The following is a 24,431-nucleotide window of genomic DNA, read 5'->3' as shown; positions in this document are numbered from 1 at the left end:
GGTGGCGGTACGGCCCGCCGCCCGCTCACATCGGCCGCCGCCCGCGTGTGCGCCGGGATTAACCCCCGGTGATCAGCCCACGAGACGTGCGTGTAATCCGCTCTTCGTACGGTCACGGAAGGTCGAAACCGGGCCGATCATCGGAGAGGGGGCGCCCGTGACCGCGCCGGACTCGCAGAACGCAAGCACGTCGAAGGTGCGGACGGTCTGCTCGTACTGCGGTGTCGGCTGCGGCATGGTCCTCGACGTCGGCCGCGGCCCGGACGGCCGTCGTACGGTCCTGAAGGCGTCCGGCGACAAGGAGCACCCCGCGAACTTCGGCCGGCTGTGCACCAAGGGCGCCACCACGGCCGACCTGCTGTCCGCCCCCGGGCGGCTGACCACGGCCCTGGTGCGGTCGGACCGCGGGCAGGAACCGGAGCCCGCCCCCGTGGACGCGGCGACAGCCGAGACCGCGCGGCGGCTGCGGGCGATCGTCGACGAGCACGGGCCCGACGCGGTCGCCCTCTATGTCTCCGGGCAGATGAGCCTGGAGGCCCAGTACCTGGCGAACAAGCTGGCCAAGGGCTATCTGCGGACCAACCAGATCGAGTCCAACTCCCGGCTGTGCATGGCCAGCGCGGGCACCGGCTACAAACTCTCGCTCGGCGCGGACGGCCCGCCCGGCTCCTACCGGGACCTCGACCTGGCGGACGTCTTCCTCGTCATCGGCTCGAACATGGCCGACTGCCACCCCATCCTCTTCCTGCGCATGATGGACCGGGTGAAGTCGGGCGCCAAGCTCATCGTCGTGGACCCGCGACGCACCGCGACCGCCGCCAAGGCCGACCTGTTCCTCCAGGTCAAGCCGGGTACGGACCTGGCCCTGCTGAACGGCCTGCTGCACCTGCTGCACGCGAACGGCCATACCGACCCCGCGTTCGTCGCCGCGTACACCGAGGGCTGGGAGGCGATGCCCGAGTTCCTCGCCGACTACCCGCCGGCCACCGTGTCCGAGCTCACCGGCATCGCGGAGGACGACCTGCGCGAGGCCGCCCGGCTGATCGGCGAGGCGGGGGAGTGGACCAGTTGCTGGACGATGGGCCTCAACCAGTCCACCCACGGCACCTGGAACACCAACGCCCTGGTCAACCTGCACCTGGCGACCGGCGCGATCTGCCGTCCGGGCAGCGGCCCCTTCTCCCTGACCGGCCAGCCCAACGCCATGGGCGGCCGGGAGATGGGCTACATGGGCCCCGGACTCCCGGGCCAGCGGTCCGTCCTGGTCGACGCCGACCGCGCCTTCGTCGAGGAGCTGTGGGAGCTGCCGCCGGGCACGATCCGGGCGGACGGCGTCGGCAAGGGCACGGTCGAGATGTTCCGGAAGATGGCCGACGGCGAGATCAAGGCCTGCTGGATCATCTGCACCAACCCGGTCGCCTCCGTCGCCAACCGCAGGACGGTCATCGAGGGACTGGAGGCCGCCGAGTTCGTCGTCACCCAGGACGTCTTCACCGACACCGAGACGAACGCGTACGCCGACGTCGTCCTGCCCGGCGCCCTGTGGACCGAGACCGAGGGCGTCCTGATCAACAGCGAGCGCAACCTCACCCTCGCCCAGCCCGCCGCCGACCCGCCGGGCGAGGCGACGGCCGACTGGCGGATCATCGCGGCCGTGGCCCGCGCGATGGGCTACGAGGACGCGTTCTGCTACACCGACGCCGAGCAGATCTTCGAGGAGATCAAGCGGGCCTGGAACCCGGGGACCGGCTACGACCTGCGCGGAGTGAGCTACAAGCGACTGCGCTCCACCCCCGTGCAGTGGCCGGCCGCCACCGCCGACGGCCCCGACCGCAACCCCGTGCGCTACGTGAACGAGGACGGCACGCTCACCTTCCCCACCGCGAGCGGCCGCGCCGTCTTCCACGCCCGCCCGCACCTTCCGCCCGCCGAACTGCCCGACGACGACTACCCGTATCTCCTCAACACCGGCCGGCTCCAGCACCAGTGGCACACGCTGACCAAGACGGCGAAGGTGGCCAAGCTGAACAAGCTCGACCCCGGACCGTTCGTGGAGGTGCATCCCGAGGACGCGGCCGCACTGGGCATAGCCGACGGCGACTCGGTGGAGGTCGCCTCGCGGCGCGGCCGTGCGGTACTGCCCGCGGTGGTCACCGACCGGGTGCTCCCCGGGGCGTGCTTCGCGCCGTTCCACTGGAACGACCTGTTCGGGGAGTACCTGAGCGTCAACGCCGTGACGAGCGACGCCGTCGACCCGCTCTCCTTCCAGCCCGAGTTCAAGGTGTGCGCGGTGTCCCTCACCCGGGTGTCCACTCCCGTCACGGTGCAGCCCCCGGCCACCGCGGCGACCGCCGGGAGTGCGGCGGTCGTCACCCCGGCTCCCGGCGCCACTGCAGCGGGCCCGGCCGGCACCGCTTCCGGCGCCCTCGCCGTGCCCGCGTCCGCGGCCCCCTTCGGTCTCGCCCCGGCACCGCCGCCGGTGCTGTCCGAGCGCGAGCGCCTGTACCTCACCGGCTTCCTCGCCGGGATCCCCTCCGGCACGCCCGGCGTCCCGGTGCTCCCGCCGGACGCGCCCTTCACCCCCGAACACGCCCTGTGGGTCAACGGCACCCTCGCCGGCATGTACTCGCGGACCGCGGCCGCCGCCCCGCCGGTGCTCCCGGCCCCGTCGGCCCCGGCCCGCGAGGTGCTGATCCTGTGGGCCTCGCAGACCGGGAACGCCGAGGACTTCGCCGCCGCCACCGCGGACCGGCTCACCGCGGACGGCCACACCGCGTCCCTCGTCGCCATGGACGAGACCGACCTCGGCGCACTGCCTTCCGACGCCGACCTCCTGCTGATCACGAGCACGTTCGGCGACGGCGACGCCCCCGACAACGGCACCGGTTTCTGGGACAGCCTCACCGCCCCCGACGCCCGGCGCCTGGAGGGGCGCCGCTACGCCGTGCTCGCCTTCGGGGACTCCTCGTACGACGACTTCTGCGGGCACGGCCGACGGCTCGACCTGCGGATGGACGAGCTGGGCGCGCTGCGCCTCGCCCCGCGCACGGACTGCGAACCGGACTTCGAGAGCAGCGCCGAGGCCTGGCTGGACCAGGTGCTCGCCGCCCTCGCCTCCGCGCACCCGGCCCCCGCACCCCCGGCCTCCGCCGCCTCCCCCGCCTCCGCCGTCTCCGTAGCCCCCGCTGTGGCCGCCCCCCGTTCCCGGCGGCCCGCCCCGGTCACCGCCCGCCTCACCGGCAACCGCCTGCTGAGCCGCCCGGGTTCGGACAAGGAGGTGCGCCGCTTCACCTTCGACACCCGCGACAGCGAGACCCCGCTCGTCTACGAGACGGGCGATGCCCTCGGTGTCCGCCCGCTCAACTCCCCTGCTCTGGTGCGGGAGTGGCTGACCGTCACCGGCCTGGACGGTGCCGTGCCCGGCCCGGACGGCACGCTCGGCGCGTCCGCCGCGGACCCGGCCGTGCACCTCGACGGGCTGGGCGAGACACCCTTCGGCGAGGCCCTGCTGCGGCATCTGGACATCACCCGCATCACCCCGGACCTGCTCCGCTTCGTCGCCGAACGCGCCCGCGACCCGCGGGAGTTGAAGCGGCTGCTGCGCCCGGACAACAAGGGCGAGCTGGCGAAGTGGTCCTGGGGCAGGCAAGCCGTCGACGTGGTCGCCGAGTTCGGCGTACGGGCCGGGGCCCAGGAGTGGGCTGCGGTCCTCGGCCGGCTGCAACCGCGCCTGTACTCCATCTCCTCCAGCCCGCTGACCGACCCGCACCTGGTCTCCCTGACGGTCTCCGTCGTCCGGTACGAGAACCTGCACGGCCGCCCCCGCCACGGCGTCTGCTCCCCGTTCCTCGCCGACGCCGAGCCCGGCACCCCGGTGCCGGTCCACGTCCAGCGCGCACCGCACTTCCGCCCGCCCGCCGACCCCGGCACACCCGCCGTGATGATCGGCCCCGGCACCGGTGTCGCGCCCTTCATCGGCTTCCTGGAGGAGCGCCGCGCGGTCGGTCACCGGGCCCCCAACTGGCTCTTCTTCGGCGAGCAGCACCGCGCCACCGACTTCTACTACGAGGAGGAGCTGGCCGCCTTCCGGGCCGACGGCACCCTCACCCGCCTGGACACCGCCTTCTCCCGCGACCAGCGTGCCAAGGTCTATGTGCAGGACCGGATGCGCGAGCACGGCCCCCAGCTGTGGTCCTGGCTCCAGGACGGCGCCCGCTTCTACGTCTGCGGCGACGCCTCGCGCATGGCGAAGGACGTCGACCGGGCCCTGCGGGACATCGCCGCCGTCCACGGCGGACTCGGCGAAGCCGAGGCGGCGGCCTACGTCAAGCAACTCGCCGCCGACAAGCGCTACGTCCGCGACGTCTACTGACCGTTCCCCGGCCCTTCCGCCGGCCGGCTCGAACCGATTCGCTCACGCGGCACGCCGCCGGACCGTGTGGCGGGAACGTGGCAGGGACGAAACAATCCGTGAGGCGCAGGGGCAGACCTCACCGCCCGCTCCGGCCGGCGTGCCGTTCCGGCGACGGTACGAAGGGCAGTACGAAAAGACCCAAGAGACCGAAAAGGAATTCCTCATGGTCGAGCAGGACGATCGCTTCGACGTCGTGGTCCTCGGCGCGGGCCCCGGCGGCTATGTCGCAGCGGTGCGCGCCGCCCAGCTGGGCAAGCGCGTCGCCGTCGTCGAGGAGAAGTACTGGGGCGGCGTCTGCCTGAACGTGGGCTGCATCCCCACCAAGGCCCTGCTGCGCAACGCCGAACTCGCGCACATCTTCACCCGCGAGGCCAAGACCTTCGGCATCAAGGTCGACGGCGAGGTCTCCTTCGACTACGGCGAGGCGTTCCGGCGCAGCCGCCGGGTCGCGGACGGCCGGGTCAAGGGCGTGCACTACCTGATGAAGAAGAACAAGATCACCGAGCTCGACGGCCGCGGCACCTTCCTCGACCCGCACACCATCCAGGTCGCCGGGTACGACGGAGACGTCCGCACGATCGGCTTCGACCACTGCATCATCGCCACCGGCGCCACGCCCCGGCTGCTCCCCGGCACCCGCCGCACGTCCCGGGTGGTCACCTACGAGGAGCAGATCCTCGCCGAGGACCTGCCGCAGTCGATCGTCATCGCGGGCGCCGGGGCCATCGGCATCGAGTTCGCCTACGTCCTGCACAACTACGGCGTGAAGGTGACGGTCGTCGAGTTCCTGGACCGTGTCGCGCCCCTGGAGGACGTCGAGGTCTCGGCCGAACTCGCCAAGCAGTACCGCAAGCTGGGCATCGGCGTGCTCACCTCGACCCGGGTCGAGTCGATCGACGAGTCGGGCCCGCAGGTCCGGGTCACGGTCACCGGCAAGGACGGCACCCAGCAGGTCCTGGAGGCCGACAAGGTCCTCCAGGCGATCGGCTTCGCGCCCAACGTCACGGGCTACGGCCTGGAGAACACCGGGGTGCGCGTCACCGAGCGGGGCGCCATCGACGTGGACGGCCGCTGCCGTACCTCCGTGCCGCACATCTACGCCATCGGCGACGTCACCGCCAAGCTGATGCTCGCGCACGCCGCCGAGGCGATGGGCGTGATCGCCGCCGAGACGCTCGCGGACGCGGAGACCATGGAACTGGACTACGTGATGATCCCGCGGGCCACCTACTGCCAGCCGCAGATCGCCAGTTTCGGCTACACCGAGGCACAGGCCCGGGAACTGGGCCACGACGTGAAGGTGGCGAAGTTCCCCTTCACCGCGAACGGCAAGTCGCACGGCCTCGGCGACACCACCGGCTTCGTGAAGCTGATCAGCGACGCGAGGCACGGCGAGCTGCTCGGCGGTCACCTGATCGGCCCCGACGTGACCGAGCTGCTGCCCGAGCTGACGTTGGCCCAGCAGTGGGACCTCACCGTCCACGAGGTCGCCCGCAACGTGCACGCCCACCCGACCCTCGGGGAGGCGGTCAAGGAGGCGGTGCACGGTCTGGCCGGACACATGATCAACATGTGAGGCGTGTCCGACCGCACCAGGGGGATCGACCGCCGACCAGGGCAACGGCAACGAATCAGGGTCGTTGACAGTCGTTGTCGGTCGTCGTCGATCCCCCTCGTACGGCCCACAGACGGCCCAGAAGTTCCCGCGGCCCAGCAGCTCAGGGGCGGTGCCGAGGGTTGCGTCCTGGGAAGTGATGTACGGGTCGACCTGACCCGGGGGATTGCTCCGGCCTCTGGCTGATGCCCGCATAGATGAACGGCCACCGGCTGATCTCTGAGATGTCGAGTCACGAAGGAGATCAGCACGATGACCGCACCCGGCAGTGTGCCCCTGCAGGCTTCGGTCAGCAGATTTGCAGCGGGTCGGCCCTGACCCACTGGAACAGGCGATACATCAGCTTGAGGTCTGGTCGGGCGGCGTTGGCTGTCGTTGAACTCGTGCGAGGCCGTTCCCTCGTATCACGAAGCAATGCAGGCAGCCTTGCCACCTCCGGCTGGATTCACGTGAGAGGGCTTGAGCAGACGCCTAATCGAGATGCTCCACTGTCTCCGCTCGACGGTAAGACTGCCGAGCCGGTTGACGTCCTTGCCCAGCCAGGGGGAACCACTGCACCGGCCCGCCTGGCCCGGTCGGGACGCATGCCGGCTCGCCGAGTTCGGCTGCCTCGGTTTCGGCTCGGAGTACCCGGGCCGTCCGGCCGTACGCATGTCAATCACCGCCGATTGCCAGGTGGTGGACATTGTGGGCAAATAGAAATATGTCTGCTGTTCGGTCCTCGAAGGTGTTGACCATGGCAAAGCTTGCCCTCGGGTGACGCCCGCCTCATGTGTGCACGGCCGTGCGAGGCCCGGCTCGTCCTCGACGAGCGGGGCAACGTCGTGCAGTGGTGCCGGGAGGCCGAGCAGCTCCTCGGCTACTCCGCGAAGGAAACACTGGGCCGCCACGTCTCCCTGTTCCTGGGCGAGCAGCCGGGTGGCACGGAGACTGCCGTGCAGATCGCAGCCCGACACCGGGACGGCCGCCGGGTGGCGGTCCGCGCAGTGGTCGACCCGCTGCCCCGACCCGGCGAAGCCCTGCACTGGAAGGTGCGGTTGATCACGGTCTCGGACACTGCCCAGGACGAGATCGACGCTGCACTGCTCCGGGCGCTGCTGACCGACTCCCCGTTCGGCCTCCAGGTCGTCGGTGGCGACCTGCGGCTGATGCGCCTGAATCTCTCCGGTCCGGGAGTCCGCGGCGCCGTGGGTCCGGAGGCCATCGGTCAACATGTGCACGACATTGCGCCAGGCCTGGTCGACGAGGGGATCGAGCAAAAGCTCCGCCATGTGGTCGAGAGCGGTCTGCCTCTGAGCTTCTTGCACAGCGGCCGCCCTCCCGCCGATCCCGCCCACGATCATGTCTACTCCGTGACCCTGCTGCCCCTCAGGGACTCGGCCGGGCACAGTATCGGGGTCCTCGTGGCCTCCCAGGACGTGAGCGAGCGGGAACGGGCCCGGGCACGCCTGGACCTCCTGGTGGAGGCAGGCACCCGGATCGGCACCACGCTCGACGTCGGCACGACGGCGGAGGAGCTTGTCGGCGCCGCGGTTTCAGCCATCGCAGACGTCGCCACCGTCGACGTGCTGGACGGTGTGCTCCGTGGCGAGGCGTCCCCACCAGGTCCTGTCAGCATGCGGACCCGACTGCGACGCGCGGCCTTCAAGAGCGTCCGGGCGACCGACGCCCACCCGGCGTACGGCACCGGGGAGTTGGTCGAGTACCTGCTCCCGTCTCACATCGCCGCCCTGACCGAGCTGCACCCCATCGTGGTGCCGCACCTTCGGATCGGCGAGATGCCCGCCGACGACCGTCGCACAGCGCACATCCACGCCAATGCGGTCCACTCCCTGATAGTCGTACCTCTCGCCGCCCGCGGTGTGGTCCTCGGCCTGGCCAGCTTCTTCCGGGCGCAGGAGCCCGATCCGTACGGTGAGGACGACCTGGTCCTCGCCTCCGAACTCTGCGCCCGGGCAGCTGTGTGCATCGACAACGCACGCCAGTACACCCGCGAACGCAATGCCGCCCAAACCCTGCAGCGCACCCTGCTGCCGCGGTCCGTGCCGCCACAGAACGCCGCGGAGGTGGCCTGGCGCCATTCATCGGCACACAGGCCGGGAGACTGGTTCGACGTCATTCCCCTCTCCGGCGCGCGGGTTGCGCTGGTCGTGGGCCGCATCGCCGGTCAGGGCATCGCCGCCGCTGCCGCGATGGGGCAGCTGTGCATGGCCATCAACACGCTCGCTGCACAGGACTTGGCCCCCGACGAACTGCTCGGCAAACTGCACGATCTGGTGACCGGACGCAGCGACGAGCCCGCTGACGATCCCCGCGCAGCATCGGCCAGGAACCACATGCAGGGAGCGTCCTGCCTGTACGCGGTCTACGACCCCATCTCCCGCCGCTGCACGCTCGCCCGAGCCGGTCATCCGGCGGCGTCGGTCGTCAGCCCGCAGGGCCAGGTCGAGATCCCCGACATCCCGGAGGGTCCTCCGCTGGGCACACGGCACCCGCCATACCGGACCGTAGCCGTGCAACTGCTGGAGGGGAGCACGCTGGCGCTGCTCACCACCGGTCTGGCACCGGCCGGGAACGCCGACCCGTCACCTGCGACCCGCATCGTCTGTCAGATGCTGAGCAGCAATCCCGACCGCCCCCTGGAGGACAGCTGCGACGCATTCATCCGTGCCTACAGACCCGACGACGACGAAGGTTTCCTCCTGCTGCTGGCACGCACGCGGGTGCTGTCCGCGGACCGGGTGGCCACCTGGACCCTTTCCCCGGACCCCGCAGTCGTCACCACCGCCCGCGCCTTGAGCCTCCGGCAGCTTGCCGACTGGGGACTGGACGACCTGGACTTCACCACCGAGCTGATCGTCAGCGAACTCGTCACCAACGCCATCCGCTACGGGACCGGGCCCGTCGGCCTGCGCCTGATTCGAGACCGCGGGCTCATCTGCGAGGTCAGCGACGGCTGCAGCACCACCCCGCATCTGCGCTATGCCTACGAGACCGACGAAGGCGGCCGCGGCCTCTTCCTGGTCGCCCAGCTCGCCCACCGCTGGGGCACCCGCTACTCCGCCCGGGGAAAGACCATCTGGGCCGAACAGGCCATACCAAGCCCGGGCGCTGCCGGCCCGGAGGAGATTCCTCCGAGCCCCTCCTGACGGCGAGGTAGCCACATGAGGATGCGGAGGCCGCCGCCAGGGGAGCCACCACACAGCCCGAGAGCAGCCTCCCGCGCCCGACGAGCAGATGCTGTACTGCCGCGCCACCGCGAGCCAACTACCCGTCCTGGCGGCAACTTCGTCACCAGCATGCCGCGGAGGAGGCTCACCGTCACGACCGCGGAATGCATTCAGCCGACGCTGTGCTGCGTCCGGTAGCGCGTGTGCGGCAGGTCGTCGTCGAGCCAGTAGGCATCGTCCTCGGTGACCACGAGCATCTCCTCCCATTTCACGCCGATGTCTCCCTTTCCGATGTGCGGCTCGACGGCCCACAGGCCGGGCTCGCAGGCCGGGCTCGCAGGGCTGGTCGGCGCCCTCGTTCCACAGCGGTGACTGGTTCAGGCGGGGGCGGATCGCGGACGACAGGAGATGGCCGCTGAGGTAGGCGAGGGCCTGCGGGCTGAATCCGTTGATCCGGAAGGTGGGCAGTCGGGTGCCGGGGACCTTGCCGACCTTGTGCGCGATGACCGAGCCGGGGTAGTAGCTGTGGATGTTCTCGAAGCCCTGGTCGGCGATCAGCTCGTCGACCTGCCGGTAGATCTGGGCCTGGGTGGCTCCGCGCCGGACGAGCTGCAGGATCAGGGCGCGGTACGGCTCGAGCGCCATGCGAGCCTCGTGGAACTCCTCGCTGTCCTCGCCGCCGAGTGTGCACGAGTAGCCCATGTCACAGGCGGCGTTGCCGACCACGGGCCCGACGCCGAGGATGACGGCCTCGCCCCGGCGCAGGGGGCGGTCGGTCGGCCAGTCGTTGGGCCGGTTCGAAGTCGGCGAGTTCTTGCTGGGTGAAGTGTTCTCGGGCCATGGGATTGCAACCTCTCGGAGGAGTGCCGGGTTGGGTGTACGGGTCGTGCGGCGGCCGTCGGCGTTGCCGTCGGCTACGACGAGGCGGGCATGTCCCGGAGAGCGCGCTTGAGGATCTTCCGCGGCCCACTCCACGCCCTGCGGGCCCGTTCACCCGGACGGCCCGCAGCGCTCGCCGTCGCCGCGCGGGCGGGATCTCCTGACATCCACCGGACTGGTGCCCACGGCACCAGCAACACCGATGGATGAGGGAGGCCGCCATGCCGGACAGCCCCGCCTCCGGCCCGGACCCGTCCGGCCGGGGCGGACCCGACCCCGGTGGGCCCGGCCGGGGTGGTTCCGACCGGGACGGACCCGGCCCGGACGTCTCCCACACCGAACTGGAGCAGCTGCACTCGCGGATCGCGGCGCTGGAGGCGAGGCAGGCCGCCCCGCGCCCGTCGCACCACAGGACGCGCTCGTTCGTCGCCACCGTGCTCGTCGTCCTCGGCTGTCTGCTCGCCCCGCTCGGCGTGGTCGCGGCCTGGACCTCCAGCATCGTCGGCGACACGAACCGCTATGTGCAGACCGTCGCGCCGCTGGCCTCCGACCCCGACATCCAGAACGCCGTCGCCACCCGGGTCACCGACGCCGTGATGCAGCACCTCGACCTGCCCACGCTGCTGGAAGGGGTGGCGCCGACCGACCGGCCTCTGCTGGAGAAGGCGCTGGGCGCACTGGGGAACTCCTTGGAGGGCGCGGTCAGCAGCTTCGTACACGACAAGGCGCGGGCGGTCGCCGCCTCCGACGTCTTCGCCCGGATCTGGACCGAGGCCAACCGCAAGATCCATAGCAGCCTGGACAAGGCGCTGACGGGCAGCGGCGGCGGCGCGGTGAAACTGGAGAACGACGCCGTCACCGTGGACCTCGCCCCGGTCGTGGACCAGGTCAAGAGCCGCCTGGTCGACTCGGGCATGACGGTCGCGGGGAAGATCCCCGAGATCCACACCAACATCACCGTCGTCCAGTCCAAGGACATCGGCAAGATCAAGACCTATTTCCGGCTGCTCCAGATCGCCGGTGACTGGCTGCCCGTCATCGCGGTGCTGCTGGCCGTGGCGGGCGTCCTGCTCTCCGTCCACCGCCGCCGGACCCTGATCGTCGCCGCACTCTGCTTCGGGTTCGCCACGCTCCTGCTGGGCATCGCCCTGACCGTCTTCCGGGTCGTGTACCTGGACCACCTGCCGAGCGGAGTCTCACAGCCCGCGGCGGCGTCCGTGTACGACGCGCTCACCCGCTTCCTGCACACCTCGGTCCGTGCGGTGGTCGCCGTGTGCGTGGTGATCGCCGTCGCCGCCTGGCTGACCGGACCCCAGCGCCACGCCGGCCTGGTGCGGCAGCTCTGGCACTCCGGCATCGGCGCGGCCCGCGCCACCGCCGACCGGGCGGGGATGCGTACCGGCCCCGTCGGGCCGTTCGTCCACCGCTTCCGCACCTGGATCACCTGGATCCTGGTCGCCGCGGCGGTCCTGGCGTACCTCCTGTGGTCGTACCCGACCGGCTGGGTGGTGATCGGCCTCGCCCTCGCCCTGCTCTTCGCCCTGTGCGTCGTCGACTTCCTGGACGAGGACGGCAAGGGGAAGGTACCGGCCGACGGGGGACCGCCGCCTGACGGGGGACCGCATCGAGGGGGACCCGAGAGGACACCCGCATGAGCCAGGATCCAGCGCACCGGGCCGACCGCCCGGCCGACGACGAGCGGGACGGCATCGGCACCGCCTGGAACCGCCCGCCGGACGGCACCGCCGCCTCGCGGGAGCGGGACAGCTGGGTCAGCGGCGGCGTCACCTTCGCCGGGGTCCTGATGCTGTGCAGCGGTGTGCTGTCCGCCCTCCAGGGCATCTCGGCGATCGCCCGTGACGACGTCTTCGTCCGCACCGGCGCCTACGTCTACGCGATGGACCTCACCGGCTGGGGCTGGATCCACCTGGTCATCGGAGTGCTGCTGGCCGTCACCGGCGGGGGCCTGCTCAAGGGGATGGCCTGGGCCAGGATCGCGGGCATCTGCTTCGCAGCGCTCAGCCTCGTCGCCCAGTTCCTGTTCCTGCCGTACGCGGTCTTCTGGCCGATCACCATGATCGCGATCGACCTGTTCGTGATCTGGGCGCTGCTCTCCCGCCAGGAGGGAGCGGGCTGACCGGCCGGCGCCTGCCGGACCGTCCGGCGATCCACGGACGTCCTGCACAGCCGACGCTGATGTCGGATTCCCGCCAGCCCCGGCTCGTCCCGTGGCGGATGCTGGACACATGCCGAACAACGGGATGCACACCGACCGGGCACGCTGCGTGCGCGCCGTCCAGTCCAAGGACGCGCGCTTCGACGGCTGGTTCTTCACCGCCGTCGTGACCACCCGCATCTACTGCCGGCCCAGCTGCCCGGCCGTGCCGCCCAAGCCGGAGAACATGACGTTCTTCCCGAGCGCGGCCGCCTGCCAGCAGGCCGGCTTCCGGGCGTGCAAGCGCTGCCGCCCCGACACCAGCCCCGGATCTCCGCAGTGGAACCAGCGCGCCGACCTGGTCGCCCGCGCCATGCGGCTCATCGCCGACGGGGTCGTGGACCGCGAGGGCGTACCGGGTCTGGCCGCGCGGCTCGGCTACAGCCCCCGCCAGGTCGAGCGCCAGCTGCTCGCCGAGCTGGGCGCCGGACCGCTCGCCCTCGCCCGCGCGCAGCGCGCCCAGACCGCCCGGCTGCTGATCGAGACGACCGCGCTGCCGATGGCGGAGATCGCCTTCGCCGCCGGTTTCTCGTCCATCCGCACCTTCAACGACACCGTCCGCGAGGTCTTCGCGCTCGCCCCGAGCGAACTGCGCGCCCGCCGTCCGAGGACGTCGGCCGCCCTGACCCCCGGTGTCCTCACCCTCCGCCTGCCGTTCCGCGCCCCGCTCAACCCCGACAACCTCTTCGGCCACCTGGCGGCGACGGCCGTACCGGGCGTGGAGGAGTGGCGGGACGGCGCCTACCGGCGCACGCTGCGGCTGCCGTACGGGCACGGCATCGTGGGGCTGACCCCGCGGCCCGACCACATCGCCTGCCGCCTCACCCTCAGCGATCTGCGCGACCTGCCCGTGGCCATCAGCCGCTGCCGCCGCATGCTCGACCTGGACGCCGACCCGGTCGCGGTCGACGACCATCTGCGCACCGACCCGGTGCTCGCGCCCCTGGTGGACAAGGCCCCGGGGCGGCGGGTCCCCCGTACCGTCGACGAGGCGGAGTTCGCCGTACGGGCCGTGCTCGGCCAGCAGGTCTCCACGGCCGCCGCCCGCACCCACGCGGCCCGGCTGGTCGTCGCGCACGGCGAACCGGTCGAGGACCCCGAAGGCGGCCTCACCCACCTGTTCCCGTCACCGGAGGCGCTGGCCGGCCTCGACCCCGAGACGCTGGCGATGCCCCGCACCCGCCGTACGACCTTCACCACCCTCGTCACCGCACTCGCCGAGAAGTCGATCCACCTGGGCATGGACAGCGACTGGCAGGAGACCCGGGAGCGCCTGCTGGCCCTCCCCGGCTTCGGCCCCTGGACGGTCGACGTCATCGCCATGCGCGCCCTGGGCGACCCCGACGCGTTCCTCCCCACCGACCTCGGCATCCGCCGCGCCGCCCAGGAGCTGGGCCTGCCCTCGACCTCGGCGGCGCTGACCGCCCGCGCGGCGGCCTGGCGCCCCTGGCGGGCCTACGCGGTCCAGTACCTCTGGGCGACGGACAGCCACCCGATCAACTTCCTGCCCGTTTAAGGACATCCACCATGAACCCCGTCCGGCACCACACCGTCATCGACAGCCCGTACGGCCCCCTCACGCTCGTCGCCGACGACGGCGTGCTGAGCGGCCTCTACATGACCGAGCAGCGCCACCGCCCGCCCGAGGAGTCCTTCGGCACGCACGACGCCACCGCCTTCGGCGAAACCGAGGAACAGCTGGAGGCCTACTTCTCCGGCGAGTTGAAGGAGTTCACCCTCGAACTGCGCCTGACGGGGACGCCGTTCCAGCAGACCGTCTGGGACCAGCTGCGCGCCATCCCGTACGGCGAGACCCGCACCTACGGCGAACTGGCCGACGCCCTCGGCAATCCCAAGGCCTCCCGCGCGGTGGGCCTGGCGAACGGCAAGAACCCCATCGGCATCATCGTCCCCTGCCACCGCGTCATCGGCGCGAGCGGCAGCCTCACCGGCTACGGAGGCGGCCTGGACCGCAAACAGCGCCTGCTGGACTTCGAATGCGGAACAGCCCTGTTCTAGGCCTGGTCGTCCGTGCCTGCGAGCCCGCGCAACAGCGCGGGCAGCGCCGTCCCGATCGGCTCCCGTACGACCTCGTCCGCGATCTCGTCGTACGGCGTCGGCTCGGCGTTGACGATGACCAGCCGTGCCCCGTGGTCCGCGGCGACCCCCGCGAGCCCGGCGGCGGGCTGGACCTGGAGGCTGGTGCCGACGGCGATGAACACCTGGCAGGCCTTGGTGATGGCGAGCGCGTCACCGAGCACGACCGGGTCGAGGCGCTCGCCGAACATCACGGTGGCCGACTTGAGGATCCCACCGCACTCCAGGCACGGCGGGTCGTCCTCACCCGCCTCGACGCGTGCCAGGGCGTCCTCCATGGACCCCCGCGCATGACACTTCGTACAGACGAACTTCCGTGCGGTGCCGTGCAGTTCGACGACCTTGCGAGCGGACAGCCCGGCGAGCTGATGCAGCCCGTCCACGTTCTGCGTGATCACCCGCACCGGTACCCCGGCCCGCTCCAGCTCGGCGACGGCGAGGTGCGCCGCGTTCGGCTCGGCCAGCAGCGCCCGGTTCTCGCGCCGCATCTGCCACGACCGCCGCCGGATCTCCGGATCACCCATGTAGTACTCGTACGTCACGAGCTTCTCGGCCTCGGGATCCCGTCGCCACAGCCCGTTGGGCCCGCGGTAGTCGGGGATACCGGAATCGGTGGAGACACCGGCACCACTCAGGATGGCGACGAGAGGCTTGTTCATGGGCCCGAGAGTAGGACGGCCTCCCTTCCCGGGGCGAGCGGATATCAGGGGCCGCACCGGGCTGAGATGTCGCTCCATGCGCCGGACGCGGTTCGGTTCGCGCGGGCAGCTGTCTGTCGCCCGCGACCGGCGTGCTTCGTCGGATCGGGCAACGGGTCGAAAATCGATGGTCACCCGAGCCGGCCGAGCCCACGCTGTACGCCATGGAAGAACCGCACCGCAGGATCCGCGCGCTCCACACGGCGTCCACGATCACCGTCTACCAGGCGTACCGCCCGGAGATCGGCGGACCCGCCGCCCGCAAGGGTCGTTTCCCCGCCGCGTGGAAGCCCGATCGCATGACGTGGATCAAACCCAGTTTCATGTGGATGATGTACCGCTCCGGCTGGGGAACGAAGGAGGGGCAGGAGACCGTCCTCGCCGTCGAGATCACTCGTGACGGCTTCGACTGGGCGCTGCGTCATGCCTGCCTGTCGAGTTACGTTCGCGGTCTGCATCCCGATCGGGTCACCTGGCAGCGTGCCCTCAAGCGCGCACCGGCCCGTGTGCAGTGGGATCCGGAACGGGATCTGCACCTGCGTCCCCTGCCGCACCGCTCGCTGCAACTGGGGCTCTCGGGTGAGGCGTCGTCGCGCTACGCGGACGAGTGGATCGTCTCCATCAGCGACGTGACCCCGCTCGTCCACGAGATCCACGCACTCGTCAGGGACGGCGAACTGGACTCGGCCACCCGACTGCTCCCCCAGGAGCAGGGGTACCCCGCCGGTGAAGAACTGCTGGCCCATCTGCGTCACTGACCGGCGACCGATTGGTACGGTCTGCGCATGACCAGTCGCAGCCGCGACCGGATCGCGGGCGTGCTTGGCGTCGTGGTCGCGCACATGCCCGACTGCCGGGTCGAGTCCGTCGTGCCGCTCGGCGAGGGCCTGGACAACGTGGCGTACGAGGTCAACGGTGAGCTGATCGTGCGCTTCAGCAAGGAGCCCGATCCAGTACGGCGGAGCGCCCTGGTGAGCCGCGAGGCCCGCGTGCTCGCCGCCGTCGCCGACATCTCGCCGCTGCCGGTCCCCGTACCGGCGTTCACGGTCGCGGAGCAGGGATGTCTGGCCTACCGCAGACTGCCCGGTGCGCCGCTGCTGGACATGTCGCGGCACCAGCGATCGGTCCACGGCGCGTCGATCGGCGCAACCCTCGGCGAGTTGCTCACCGCGCTGCATGCCGTTCCGATCGAACGGCTGGCCGGTGCGGTGGACGCGGATCACCAGCCGCCGGCCGAGTGGCGACAAGAGGCCATGGAGAACTATGGGACGGTGGCCCGTCAGGTACCGGCAGCGCACCGCCGGCCCGTCGAGGCGTTCTTGGCTGCCGCACCACCGCACGACGGACACACCCCGGTGTTCTCCCACAACGATCTGGGGATAGAACACGTCCTCGTCGACCCGGTCGCATGGACGGTGACCGGCGTCATCGACTGGAGCGACGCAGCGGTCGTCGATCCGGCCTGCGACTTCGGGCTGTTGTACCGCGATCTCGGCCCCGCCGCTCTCCGCGCCGCCATCAGCAACTACCGAACCGACGCCAACGACCTCGCGGCTCTCCGCGAGCGCGCCGCGTTCTACGCCAGGTGCAGTCTCCTCGAGGACCTGGCATACGGCATCGAGACGGAACGCCGCACGTACGTCGACAAGAGCCTTGCCACGATGGCATGGCTGTTCCCGCCGTAGGTGCCGAATGGCCTCTCGTGCTCGGGGAGGGCGCTCCGCTCTCGACCGTCGTGTACGAGGAAGGCCCCCCGCCGCCTATCCAGCTCGGCGGCTCCGGCACCGGTGGAGCTGCTCGATCTCGATGCCGAAGTCCTGGACGAGTCACGAGGAGCCGGTTCGGGGTGGTTCCGGGATCCAGTGCCGGGGTGAACCGGCGTACGTGTAGCGCGGCAGGCCCGTGACAGCGACGGTGTGGAAGGGGCGGCCGTGGTCGTCGATCCGTATCGTGCCGACGCGTCCCTGCGAGGACCAGTCGAGGTCGAGATACCACTCGCAGGCGCAGTACCCGGTCCGTGCCGTGACCCGCAGCACCTCCGGGTCCTGCACGGAGACCCGGTACGGAAACCGCCGTGCGGGCACGATCACGTCCCCCTTGCGCCCGGGCACCGCCTGGGCAACGGGATCGGGGGCGTCGAGACCCACCTCGAAGGACCTGGGCGTGATGCCTCCGCCGCAGCCCGCGGACGTGTCGTAGTCGAAGGCCCCACCGCCGGGCGGTGCGGCGCGGTGTACGACCCGCACGTGCAGTGCCTCCAGGACGACGGCCGAGGAGGTACGCCCCTGCACCGCCACCTGCACGGTCGTCTCCCCGCCGTGCACCGCGTCCTGGGCGTTCGCCCACGCCTCGGCGTCCTCGACGGACGGCGGCGGCGGGACCTGTCCCGGGGGCCTGTTGATGACGTAGTCGTGGCCGCAGTCGTCCTCCCACACATGGGAGTTCACCGTCCAGGTGAACGGGGCGGCCTGGGCGGACGGCCGTACCCGGACCACGGCGGGCGACGTCGACGGGCCGTGGTGCGGCGATGCCCCGCCGCCGGGCGGACCCCGGTCCAGGAACCCGGGGAACGCCGACAGCCCCGCAGCGGTCAGCCCGAACACGGCGCCCAGGACCATGGACACCACGGCCGGGCGCCGTCGCCACCGGACACGGGAAGACCGCACATCCATGGCTTCGGGCGCCGCTTCCGGCGACGGCGACAGTGACGGTGATGGAGACGGCGCCGGCGACGGCGGTGCGGGGTGCGCGGGTGTCACGCCCGGTACAGGCCGGGTGCGGGACCGCCGGCGCTCCGCGACGGCAAGGATCCACCGCCGGTGCAACTCCACGCGCTCCCGGGACGAGGCCCCGCACAGCACAGCGAAACGTTCCACCACGGCGAACTCCCGTGGCACCGCCTCCCCCGAGCAATAGCGGTACAGCGTGGAGACGTTCATGCCCAGGCACCGGGCGAGATCCGCATAGCTGCGATCCGTACGGGCCTTCAGACCCGTCAGCAGCTCCGCGAACCCCGTCGCCTCCTCGTCGGCTGCTGCCACGACCCGCGCCCACCTCTGCTCGTATCAGGCCGCTCCATTCCGGAACGGCATCCCAGGCCACCCATATCTCTGCACGTCAACAGCCCTGAGACGGTTCCACTGTTGCGGATCGGACATCGGCGGTTGCCACTCGCCGCTGCCGCCGACGATGCTCTTGGTGTCGCCCCGAGCAGTACGGCCCCACCGGCCGGCAGATTCACCGCAGCGGCATCCACACCACCCACCCGTCCCCGGGGACACCCATGTCCGAGCGCACCCTCGACGGCGCGTCCGGCAGTCCCGTGCGACGGTGCCCACCGACTCGGAACGAGGAACACCCACATGCACGCCAACACGTCCGGACGCCGTCGCGTCCGCCGTATCGCAGCCATCACCGCCGGCCTCGCGCTGGGCCTCGGACTCGGCGCGGCAGCCCAGGCCTCCGCCGCCGGGTCACAGGCCGTCAGCGGCAAGCCCGCCCGATCGGTCTCGTCCACCACGCTCTCCGGTGCGGGGGAGACGCTGCCCGCCCACCGGATGGCCAGGGTGCTGAAGTCCCTGCTGCCCAAGGGCGGGAAGATCTCCGACGAGTTCAGCCAGGACGGCTACGCCCAACTGGTCTGGGACGACGGCCACGGCAAGAGCATGATCGGCGTGAACGCCCAGCCCGACATGGGCGACGTCCTCGGCGGGCACATGGGCTGCGAGCGCGAGTACATCGAATGCCAGGCACTGGTCCTGGCCGACGGCACCCTGCTCAAGCGGGTCAAGCGGGCTTCCGAGAAGGGCGGTTCCGCCGTGGTCTGGATGGTCGACACCCTCCACCCCGACGGCCGCCGGGTCGTCATCCAGGAGGTCAACGCCGCCACCGAGGGCGGAGCCGTCACCCGGCCGGAGCCTCCGCTCACCCTCGACCAGCTCCAGACCATCGCGCTCAACCCCCGCTGGGCGGGCTGAGCCGGGAGCGGTGATCCCGGTTGCCCGGTCCGGAGGTTGGGGCCCCGGACCGGGCAATCGGATGAGCCTTCGAGCGGTACAACCCTTTTGCGGTGTCGTGAGTCTCCGTTCGGCGATCACGTTGTGATCGCGCTGACGAGGAGACCATCATCATCGCCATACGCAAGACCCTGACTGCCACCGCAGTTGCCGGTGCCGTCCTGGCAGGCTCGGCCGCCTGCGGCACCGTGGAGCAGCTCTCCGCCGGGAAGAAGCTCGACAACGCCTTCGAGAAGCTCTCCGAGAAGAAGGCGATCTCCTTCGAGTTCGATCTCGACACCGACGCGCAGAGCCTGAAGGCGCTGGACGCCTCGTCGGACCCGGAGCCCGGGGAGGAGATGCCCGACGACGTCGCCGAGATGTTCAGTGGCGCGAAGGTCAGTGTCACCGTGCAGTCGAAGAAGCCGATCGCGGAGTCCGGGGAGAAGGACTACGTCGGCACGGCACTGAAGATCAGCAACAAGGACGGCGTCCTCACCGAGTACCGGGTCGTCGGCGACTACACCTACATCCGCTCCGACGTGAACGCCCTCGGCAAGGCGATGGGCTTTCCCGCACCGTCGGCGAAGGACCTGCCGCCGGAGGCGAACGGGCTCAAGAAGGTGCTCCAGGGCGAGTGGGTGAAGATCAACACCAAGGAGATCCAGAAGAGCACCGCCGAGCTGGGAGCGGCGCCGGGTGCGAAGCCCGCGCCGGAGCCCACCCTCGATGCCAAGACGCAGAAGCAACTGCTGGAGGCACTGCGCGGGACGATCGCCCGCGAGGTCGACTTCAAGACCGTCGACGGCAAGGACGGTGCCGAGCACGTCATCGCCACCGCTCCGTTCCGTACGCTGATCAGCAAGCTCCTCGGCGCGATCCGTCCGTTCGCGAAGGACTTGCCGATGGGCACGGAGCTGCCCACGGACAAGGACCTCAAGGACGCCCCGAACGCCAAGGTCGCGGCCGACTTCACCCTCAAGAACGGCGAGCTGACCGAGGTCTCCGTCGACCTCGCCAAGCTGGCCGAGAACGCGAAGGTGAAGAAGCTGGGTCTGGTGATGCGGATGATCGACGGCCCGACGCCCACGGCCCCGGCCGGCGCCACCGAGCTGGACGTCGACGAGCTCCTGGGCGGGTTCGGCGCCGCGATGATGGGCGGGGACGCCTTTTCCGGGGACGCCTTTTCCGAGGACGCCCTTTCCGAGGACACCTTTTCCGAGGACGCGGCGTAGTCGAGGGTCTGTGAGCGAGGCCCGGCAGGGATCACCGAGCCGCGCTCACAGACCCCACCCGGTCAGGAGGACCGGCTGTTCCCGTCGCCGGGCGACGTGCGGGCGAACCAGGTCTGCGTCTCGCCCGGGGGCAGGACACGGGTCAGCTCGGCCGTTCCCGGCAGATGCGGGAAGAACCGGTCGGCGTTCCAACTGCGTCGGTACATCGGCTCGTCGAGCACGAGCAGACGGCGTCCCTCCACCACGGGGATGTCGTCGGGCAGCCCCTCGTTCCAGATCCGTCCGCCGTCCGGGGCGAGGAGTTCGAAGGTTCCGGTCGCGACGACCTGGGTGCGTCCCTTGGCCGGCTCCGGGTCCGTGGCCAGGCGGACGCTCTCCGCCGACGGCGCATCGCCGGGTATGTGGCCGCCGCCGACGAGGACGTGGGCGAGCAGCGTGTGCAGCTGGAAGTTGTCCCCGATGCCGCCGATGCGCACCTCGAATCCGGTCCCGGTGGGCCTGTGCAGCACCACGAGGGGTTCGTCGTCCAGCACCGCCAGCGCATGGGCCAGGCACTTGAGGTCGTGCCGCTCCAGGGCCGCGAGGTCGCGGCAGGCGGGGAGGAGCGCGGCCGCGTGCCGTCGGCGCACCTCGGCACTGCGGCACAGCACGGCCAGGGCGGGCGGCTGCCACTTCTCGACCGAACACCAGGCCAGCGCCAGCCGCGTGGCCTTGTACTCGTCGCAGTCCAGGCGGGCCGGCAGCGCGTCGTCGACGATCTCCTCGTCCGGCTCAGGCAGTTCGTCGTCGGCTGCGCCGGTGGCGGTCCAACGGCGGGCGAACTCCAGGGCGTCGAGCAGGTCCAGGTGGACGCCGTCGAGGATCGGCTCGGCGCAGGCCGCAGGATCGGCCCCGTGCTCGACGCAGTAGCCGGCCGCCGTCGCCAGCATCGGCCGCGGGCCGGTGGGCGGGAAGGCGGGGAGCAGCGCCGCCAACCGGGGCCCTGCCAGGACGCGTTCGGCGTTCGACGCGGACTGCACATCGTTGATCACGGCGCTGAAGGCGCGCCCGGTGCGGTCGCCGTCACGAGCGGCGACGGCCTCCTCCAGCTCGGACACCGTGGCGGCGAGGTTCGAAGCCTTCCGCTTCCTCTTGAAGATCACCGGCCCACCTTAGGCCCGAGGCCCGTCCCGCGTCATCGGATCAAGACGTGCGGATCACGGGTGCATGACGGGGTTGCGGGTTCCCCCTGTGGACGGTCAGGTGGGCGGGGACGTTTCGGTCAGCCGGACCGTGCGGGCCGCGAGGTCGGTGATCCTGGCGCCGTCGAAGCCGAAGACCGCGCTGCGGACCGTGTCGCGCAGCGGGTCCTTCCACCGGGCGGGGATGGCGTCCGCCCCGGTCAGCACACCGGCCACCGAGCCCGCCGTCGCGCCGTTGGAGTCGGTGTCCAGGCCGCCGCGCACGGTCAGCGCGATGGTCCGGGTGAAGTCGCCCTCCCCGTACAGCAGCCCGGCGGTCAGGACGGCGGCGTTCGGGACGGTGTGGATCCAGCCGAGGCCCGCGGTCTCCTCGGACAGCGTGGCGAGGGTGTCCTCCCAGCCCAGCCGGGTCTCGTGCAGCGAGGCGACCCGGCGCACGGTACGGGCCAGCCGGCTGCTCGCCGGGATCACCGTCAGCGCGGTGTCCACGGCGTGCCGCACGGTGGGCGCCGTGAACGCCGCCGCGATCAGGGCCGCCGCCCACATCGCCCCGTACACCCCGTTGCCGGTGTGCGACAGCACCGCGTCCCGGCGCGCCAGCGCGGCCGCGCGCTGCGGGGCGCCCGGGCAGGTCCAGCCGTGGATGTCGGCACGGATCAGCGCACCGATCCACTCCTGGTACGGGTTGTCGTACGTCGCCGTCAGCGGCGGCTTGAGGCCGTTCGCGAGGTTGCGGTACGCGACCCGCTCGGCGGTGAACGTCTGGCGGTACGGCAGCCGCAGCAGCCAGAGATCGCCGACCTGCTCGGTGGTGAAGCCGAAGCCGTGGGTCTCCAGCAGGTCGAGGCCGAGGATCGCGTAGTCGACGTCGTCGTCGCGGCAGCTGCCGTCCACCCGCCCGCGGACACAACTGCGCCACTCGGGACGCAGCCGCGCCGCGTCGTCCTCGCTCGCCGGCTCGGGGAGGTAGTCGGTGAGCGGCAGGGCGTCGGCCCGCCGCAGATAGCCGTCGATACGGTCCCGCGTCCACAGGTCGCCCTGCTCGACCGGCTTGCCGAGCATGTTGCCCGCGATCCGGCCCAGCCAGCCGCCGAGGACGCGGTCGGCGAACCGAGGCCCGTTGCCCACAGAGGTCATGGCTTCGGTCTACCCGATTCCGGGGACGGCCGCTCGGCCGCGTGCGGCGCCCGGCACAGCGGTCTGCCAGGAGATTCCCAGGGTTCGGGCGGGGCATGACGGCGGGCGTGCGCTCCGGTTAAGGTCGCAACGGCGCGACTGGCCCGACGTGCACGGGCCCGGAGAGCAAGGGGAGTTCGACGTGGCGGACGCAGGCGTGGACAGCATCCGGCGGGTGCTTGTCGCCGCGGACAAGTTCAAGGGGTCGCTGACGGCCGTGGAGGTCGCCGAGCGGGTGACGGCCGGGCTGCGCCGGGTCGTGCCGGACCTCCGGGTCGAGGCACTGCCGGTGGCCGACGGCGGCGACGGCACCGTGGACGCGGCGGTCGCCGCCGGGTTCGAGCGGCGGGAGATCCGGGTCGCCGGCCCTCTCGGGCAGGAGGTGACGGCCGCGTTCGCGCTGCGCGGCGACACCGCGGTCGTGGAGATGGCGGAGGCCAGCGGGCTGCAACGACTGCCTGCGGGTGTCCTCGCCCCGCTCACGGCATCGACGTACGGCTCCGGGGAGCTGCTGCGCGGCGCGCTGGACGCGGGAGCGCGGACGATCGTGTTCGGGGTCGGCGGGAGCGCCACCACCGACGGGGGCGCCGGGATGCTGTCCGCGCTCGGAGCGCGCTTCCTGGACGAGGAGGGTGAGCCGGTGCCGCCCGGCGGCGGTGGGCTGGACGGCCTGGCGCGGGCGGACCTGTCGGGTCTGGACCCGCGGCTGGACTCGGTCGAGCTGGTGCTCGCCAGCGACGTCGACAACCCGCTCACCGGCCCGAAGGGCGCGCCCGCGGTCTACGGTCCGCAGAAGGGGGCCTCGCCGGACGACGTGGAGGCGCTCGACGCCGCCCTGGCCCACTACGCGAAGGTGCTGGAGGAGGCGGTCGGCGTGCGTGCCGCCGAGCACGCGGTGGCGCCCGGGGCGGGGGCCGCGGGCGGTGTCGGCTACGGCGCGCTGCTGCTCGGCGCGCGCTTCCGGCCCGGCATCGAGGTGATGCTCGACGTCCTCGGCTTCGCGCCCGCGCTGGAGCGGGCCGACCTGGTGATCACCGGTGAGGGTTCGCTCGACGAGCAGACCCTGCACGGCAAGGCGCCGGCCGGTGTCGCGGCGGCCGCCCGCGCGGCGGGCAAGGAGGTCGTCGCCGTGTGCGGCCGGCTCGCGCTGCCGCCCGAGGCGCTCGGCCGGGCCGGGATCCGGCGGGCGTACCCGCTCACGGACGCCGAGCCGGACGTGGCGACCTGCATCGCCGAGGCGGGACCGATCCTGGAGCGGGTCGCGGCGGCGATCGCACGGGACTTCCTGGCCTGACAGGCCCGGGTCCACCCGCCTCCGGCCCGCCTCCGGGCCCTCCGGGTGTCGCCCTCCGGTCTGCCCGCCCCTTGGCCGCCCGCCCGGGCCCCTCCGGGTTGCCTGTCCCCAGACCGCCCCCGGGCCCCTGCGGGTGCCGCCCTCCGTTCTGCCTGTCTCCGGCCCGCCTGTCTCCGGCCCGCCTGCCTCCGGTCCGCCTGCCTCCAGTCCGCCCGCCCCCGGGCCCCTGCGGGTGCCGCCCTCCGTTCTGCCGGACTCCGGCCCGCCTGCCTCCGGCCCGCCTGCTTCCAGTCCGCCTGTCTCCAGTCCGCCCGCCCCCGGCCCCTGAGGGTGCCGGCCTTCGTACCCCGCTCGTGGGCTCAGCCCCCTCCCATCGCGTCCGGTTCCGGTATGTCGTTTCGTCTTTCGGGCGTTTCCCGGACATCTGCCAGGGGGGCGGCGGCGCTCGCGAGGGCAGCGGCC

The 24,431-nt window shown here is 71.6% G+C and carries 16 protein-coding genes and 1 pseudogene; 12 read left to right on the top strand and 5 right to left on the bottom strand.

What is annotated here, in order from left to right; translation table 11 throughout:
- Positions 1–235: 235 nt before the first annotated feature.
- The 3 genes from ACZ7OY_RS08975 (at position 236) to ACZ7OY_RS08965 (ending at position 9,178) form a co-directional block, all read left to right on the top strand.
- The gene (locus tag ACZ7OY_RS08975; protein WP_471911197.1) at positions 236–4,372 is read left to right on the top strand and encodes a molybdopterin-dependent oxidoreductase; all 4,137 of its coding nucleotides are present in this window, start codon (positions 236–238) and stop codon (positions 4,370–4,372) included.
- Between the two features lie 205 nt (positions 4,373–4,577).
- Positions 4,578–5,990 (top strand): dihydrolipoyl dehydrogenase, encoded by a 1,413-nt coding sequence (gene lpdA, locus ACZ7OY_RS08970; RefSeq protein ID WP_471910763.1) that lies wholly within the window; start codon positions 4,578–4,580, stop codon positions 5,988–5,990.
- Positions 5,991–6,799: 809 nt separating this feature from the next.
- On the top strand, positions 6,800–9,178 hold the full coding sequence (locus ACZ7OY_RS08965; protein ID WP_471910762.1) for a SpoIIE family protein phosphatase: 2,379 nt from the start codon (positions 6,800–6,802) through the stop codon (positions 9,176–9,178).
- Between the two features lie 567 nt (positions 9,179–9,745).
- Here ACZ7OY_RS08965 and ACZ7OY_RS08960 read toward each other — a convergent pair.
- Positions 9,746–10,174, bottom strand: a pseudogene (locus tag ACZ7OY_RS08960) (M24 family metallopeptidase); the annotation flags it as partial.
- A 125-nt stretch (positions 10,175–10,299) separates the two neighbouring features.
- On the opposite strand from ACZ7OY_RS08960, the gene ACZ7OY_RS08955 reads away from it, so the two are divergent.
- The 4 genes from ACZ7OY_RS08955 to ACZ7OY_RS08940 all read left to right on the top strand — a co-directional run bounded on the left by ACZ7OY_RS08955 (position 10,300) and on the right by ACZ7OY_RS08940 (position 14,312).
- Positions 10,300–11,733, top strand: a complete 1,434-nt coding sequence (locus tag ACZ7OY_RS08955) for a hypothetical protein (protein WP_471910761.1) — start codon at positions 10,300–10,302, stop codon at positions 11,731–11,733.
- Positions 11,730–12,215: a DUF7144 family membrane protein gene (locus ACZ7OY_RS08950; protein ID WP_471910760.1), complete on the top strand. Its 486-nt coding sequence runs from the start codon at positions 11,730–11,732 to the stop codon at positions 12,213–12,215. The genes ACZ7OY_RS08955 and ACZ7OY_RS08950 overlap by 4 nt, the downstream gene beginning before the upstream one ends.
- A gap of 124 nt (positions 12,216–12,339) precedes the next feature.
- Positions 12,340–13,809 (top strand): AlkA N-terminal domain-containing protein, encoded by a 1,470-nt coding sequence (locus ACZ7OY_RS08945; RefSeq protein WP_471911196.1) that lies wholly within the window; start codon positions 12,340–12,342, stop codon positions 13,807–13,809.
- An 11-nt stretch (positions 13,810–13,820) separates the two neighbouring features.
- Positions 13,821–14,312, top strand: coding sequence for a methylated-DNA--[protein]-cysteine S-methyltransferase (locus ACZ7OY_RS08940; RefSeq protein ID WP_471910759.1), 492 nt, complete (start codon positions 13,821–13,823; stop codon positions 14,310–14,312).
- Here the strand turns inward: ACZ7OY_RS08940 and ACZ7OY_RS08935 are convergent.
- Positions 14,309–15,049 carry an SIR2 family NAD-dependent protein deacylase gene (locus ACZ7OY_RS08935; RefSeq protein WP_471910758.1) on the bottom strand — a complete coding sequence of 247 codons (741 nt, stop codon included), beginning with the start codon at positions 15,047–15,049 and terminating at the stop codon, positions 14,309–14,311. The genes ACZ7OY_RS08940 and ACZ7OY_RS08935 overlap by 4 nt on opposite strands.
- Before the next feature lie 203 nt (positions 15,050–15,252).
- Between ACZ7OY_RS08935 and ACZ7OY_RS08930 the strand changes: the two genes are divergently transcribed.
- Both ACZ7OY_RS08930 and ACZ7OY_RS08925 read left to right on the top strand, forming a co-directional pair.
- On the top strand, positions 15,253–15,846 hold the full coding sequence (locus tag ACZ7OY_RS08930; RefSeq protein ID WP_471910757.1) for a DUF4291 domain-containing protein: 594 nt from the start codon (positions 15,253–15,255) through the stop codon (positions 15,844–15,846).
- A 27-nt stretch (positions 15,847–15,873) separates the two neighbouring features.
- Entirely contained in the window at positions 15,874–16,773 is a 900-nt protein-coding gene (locus ACZ7OY_RS08925; protein ID WP_471910756.1) for a phosphotransferase family protein, read from the top strand.
- Positions 16,774–16,914: 141 nt separating this feature from the next.
- Here the strand turns inward: ACZ7OY_RS08925 and ACZ7OY_RS08920 are convergent, their stop codons facing one another.
- Positions 16,915–18,129 carry a helix-turn-helix domain-containing protein gene (locus tag ACZ7OY_RS08920; protein ID WP_471910755.1) on the bottom strand — a complete coding sequence of 405 codons (1,215 nt, stop codon included), beginning with the start codon at positions 18,127–18,129 and terminating at the stop codon, positions 16,915–16,917.
- 321 nt (positions 18,130–18,450) lie between these two features.
- Between ACZ7OY_RS08920 and ACZ7OY_RS08915 the strand changes: the two genes are divergently transcribed.
- A complete protein-coding gene (locus tag ACZ7OY_RS08915; protein ID WP_471910754.1) occupies positions 18,451–19,065 on the top strand; it encodes a hypothetical protein in 615 nt (204 codons plus the stop codon).
- 227 nt (positions 19,066–19,292) lie between these two features.
- Positions 19,293–20,318 (top strand): hypothetical protein, encoded by a 1,026-nt coding sequence (locus tag ACZ7OY_RS08910; RefSeq protein ID WP_471910753.1) that lies wholly within the window; start codon positions 19,293–19,295, stop codon positions 20,316–20,318.
- A gap of 62 nt (positions 20,319–20,380) precedes the next feature.
- Here the strand turns inward: ACZ7OY_RS08910 and ACZ7OY_RS08905 are convergent, their stop codons facing one another.
- Both ACZ7OY_RS08905 and ACZ7OY_RS08900 read right to left on the bottom strand, forming a co-directional pair.
- Complete coding sequence (locus tag ACZ7OY_RS08905; RefSeq protein WP_471910752.1) at positions 20,381–21,460, bottom strand: hypothetical protein; 1,080 nt, start codon at positions 21,458–21,460, stop codon at positions 20,381–20,383.
- 96 nt (positions 21,461–21,556) lie between these two features.
- Entirely contained in the window at positions 21,557–22,636 is a 1,080-nt protein-coding gene (locus ACZ7OY_RS08900; RefSeq protein ID WP_471910751.1) for an ADP-ribosylglycohydrolase family protein, read from the bottom strand.
- A gap of 196 nt (positions 22,637–22,832) precedes the next feature.
- Here ACZ7OY_RS08900 and ACZ7OY_RS08895 point away from each other — a divergent pair, with 196 nt between their 5' ends.
- Complete coding sequence (locus ACZ7OY_RS08895) at positions 22,833–23,969, top strand: glycerate kinase (RefSeq protein WP_471911195.1); 1,137 nt, start codon at positions 22,833–22,835, stop codon at positions 23,967–23,969.
- Positions 23,970–24,431 lie beyond the last annotated feature (462 nt).

The organism is Streptomyces sp. NPDC107559 (assembly GCF_055657365.1).
The sequence above is the reverse complement of the archived record's forward strand: the minus strand, read 5'-3'. Positions and strand labels throughout refer to the sequence as shown.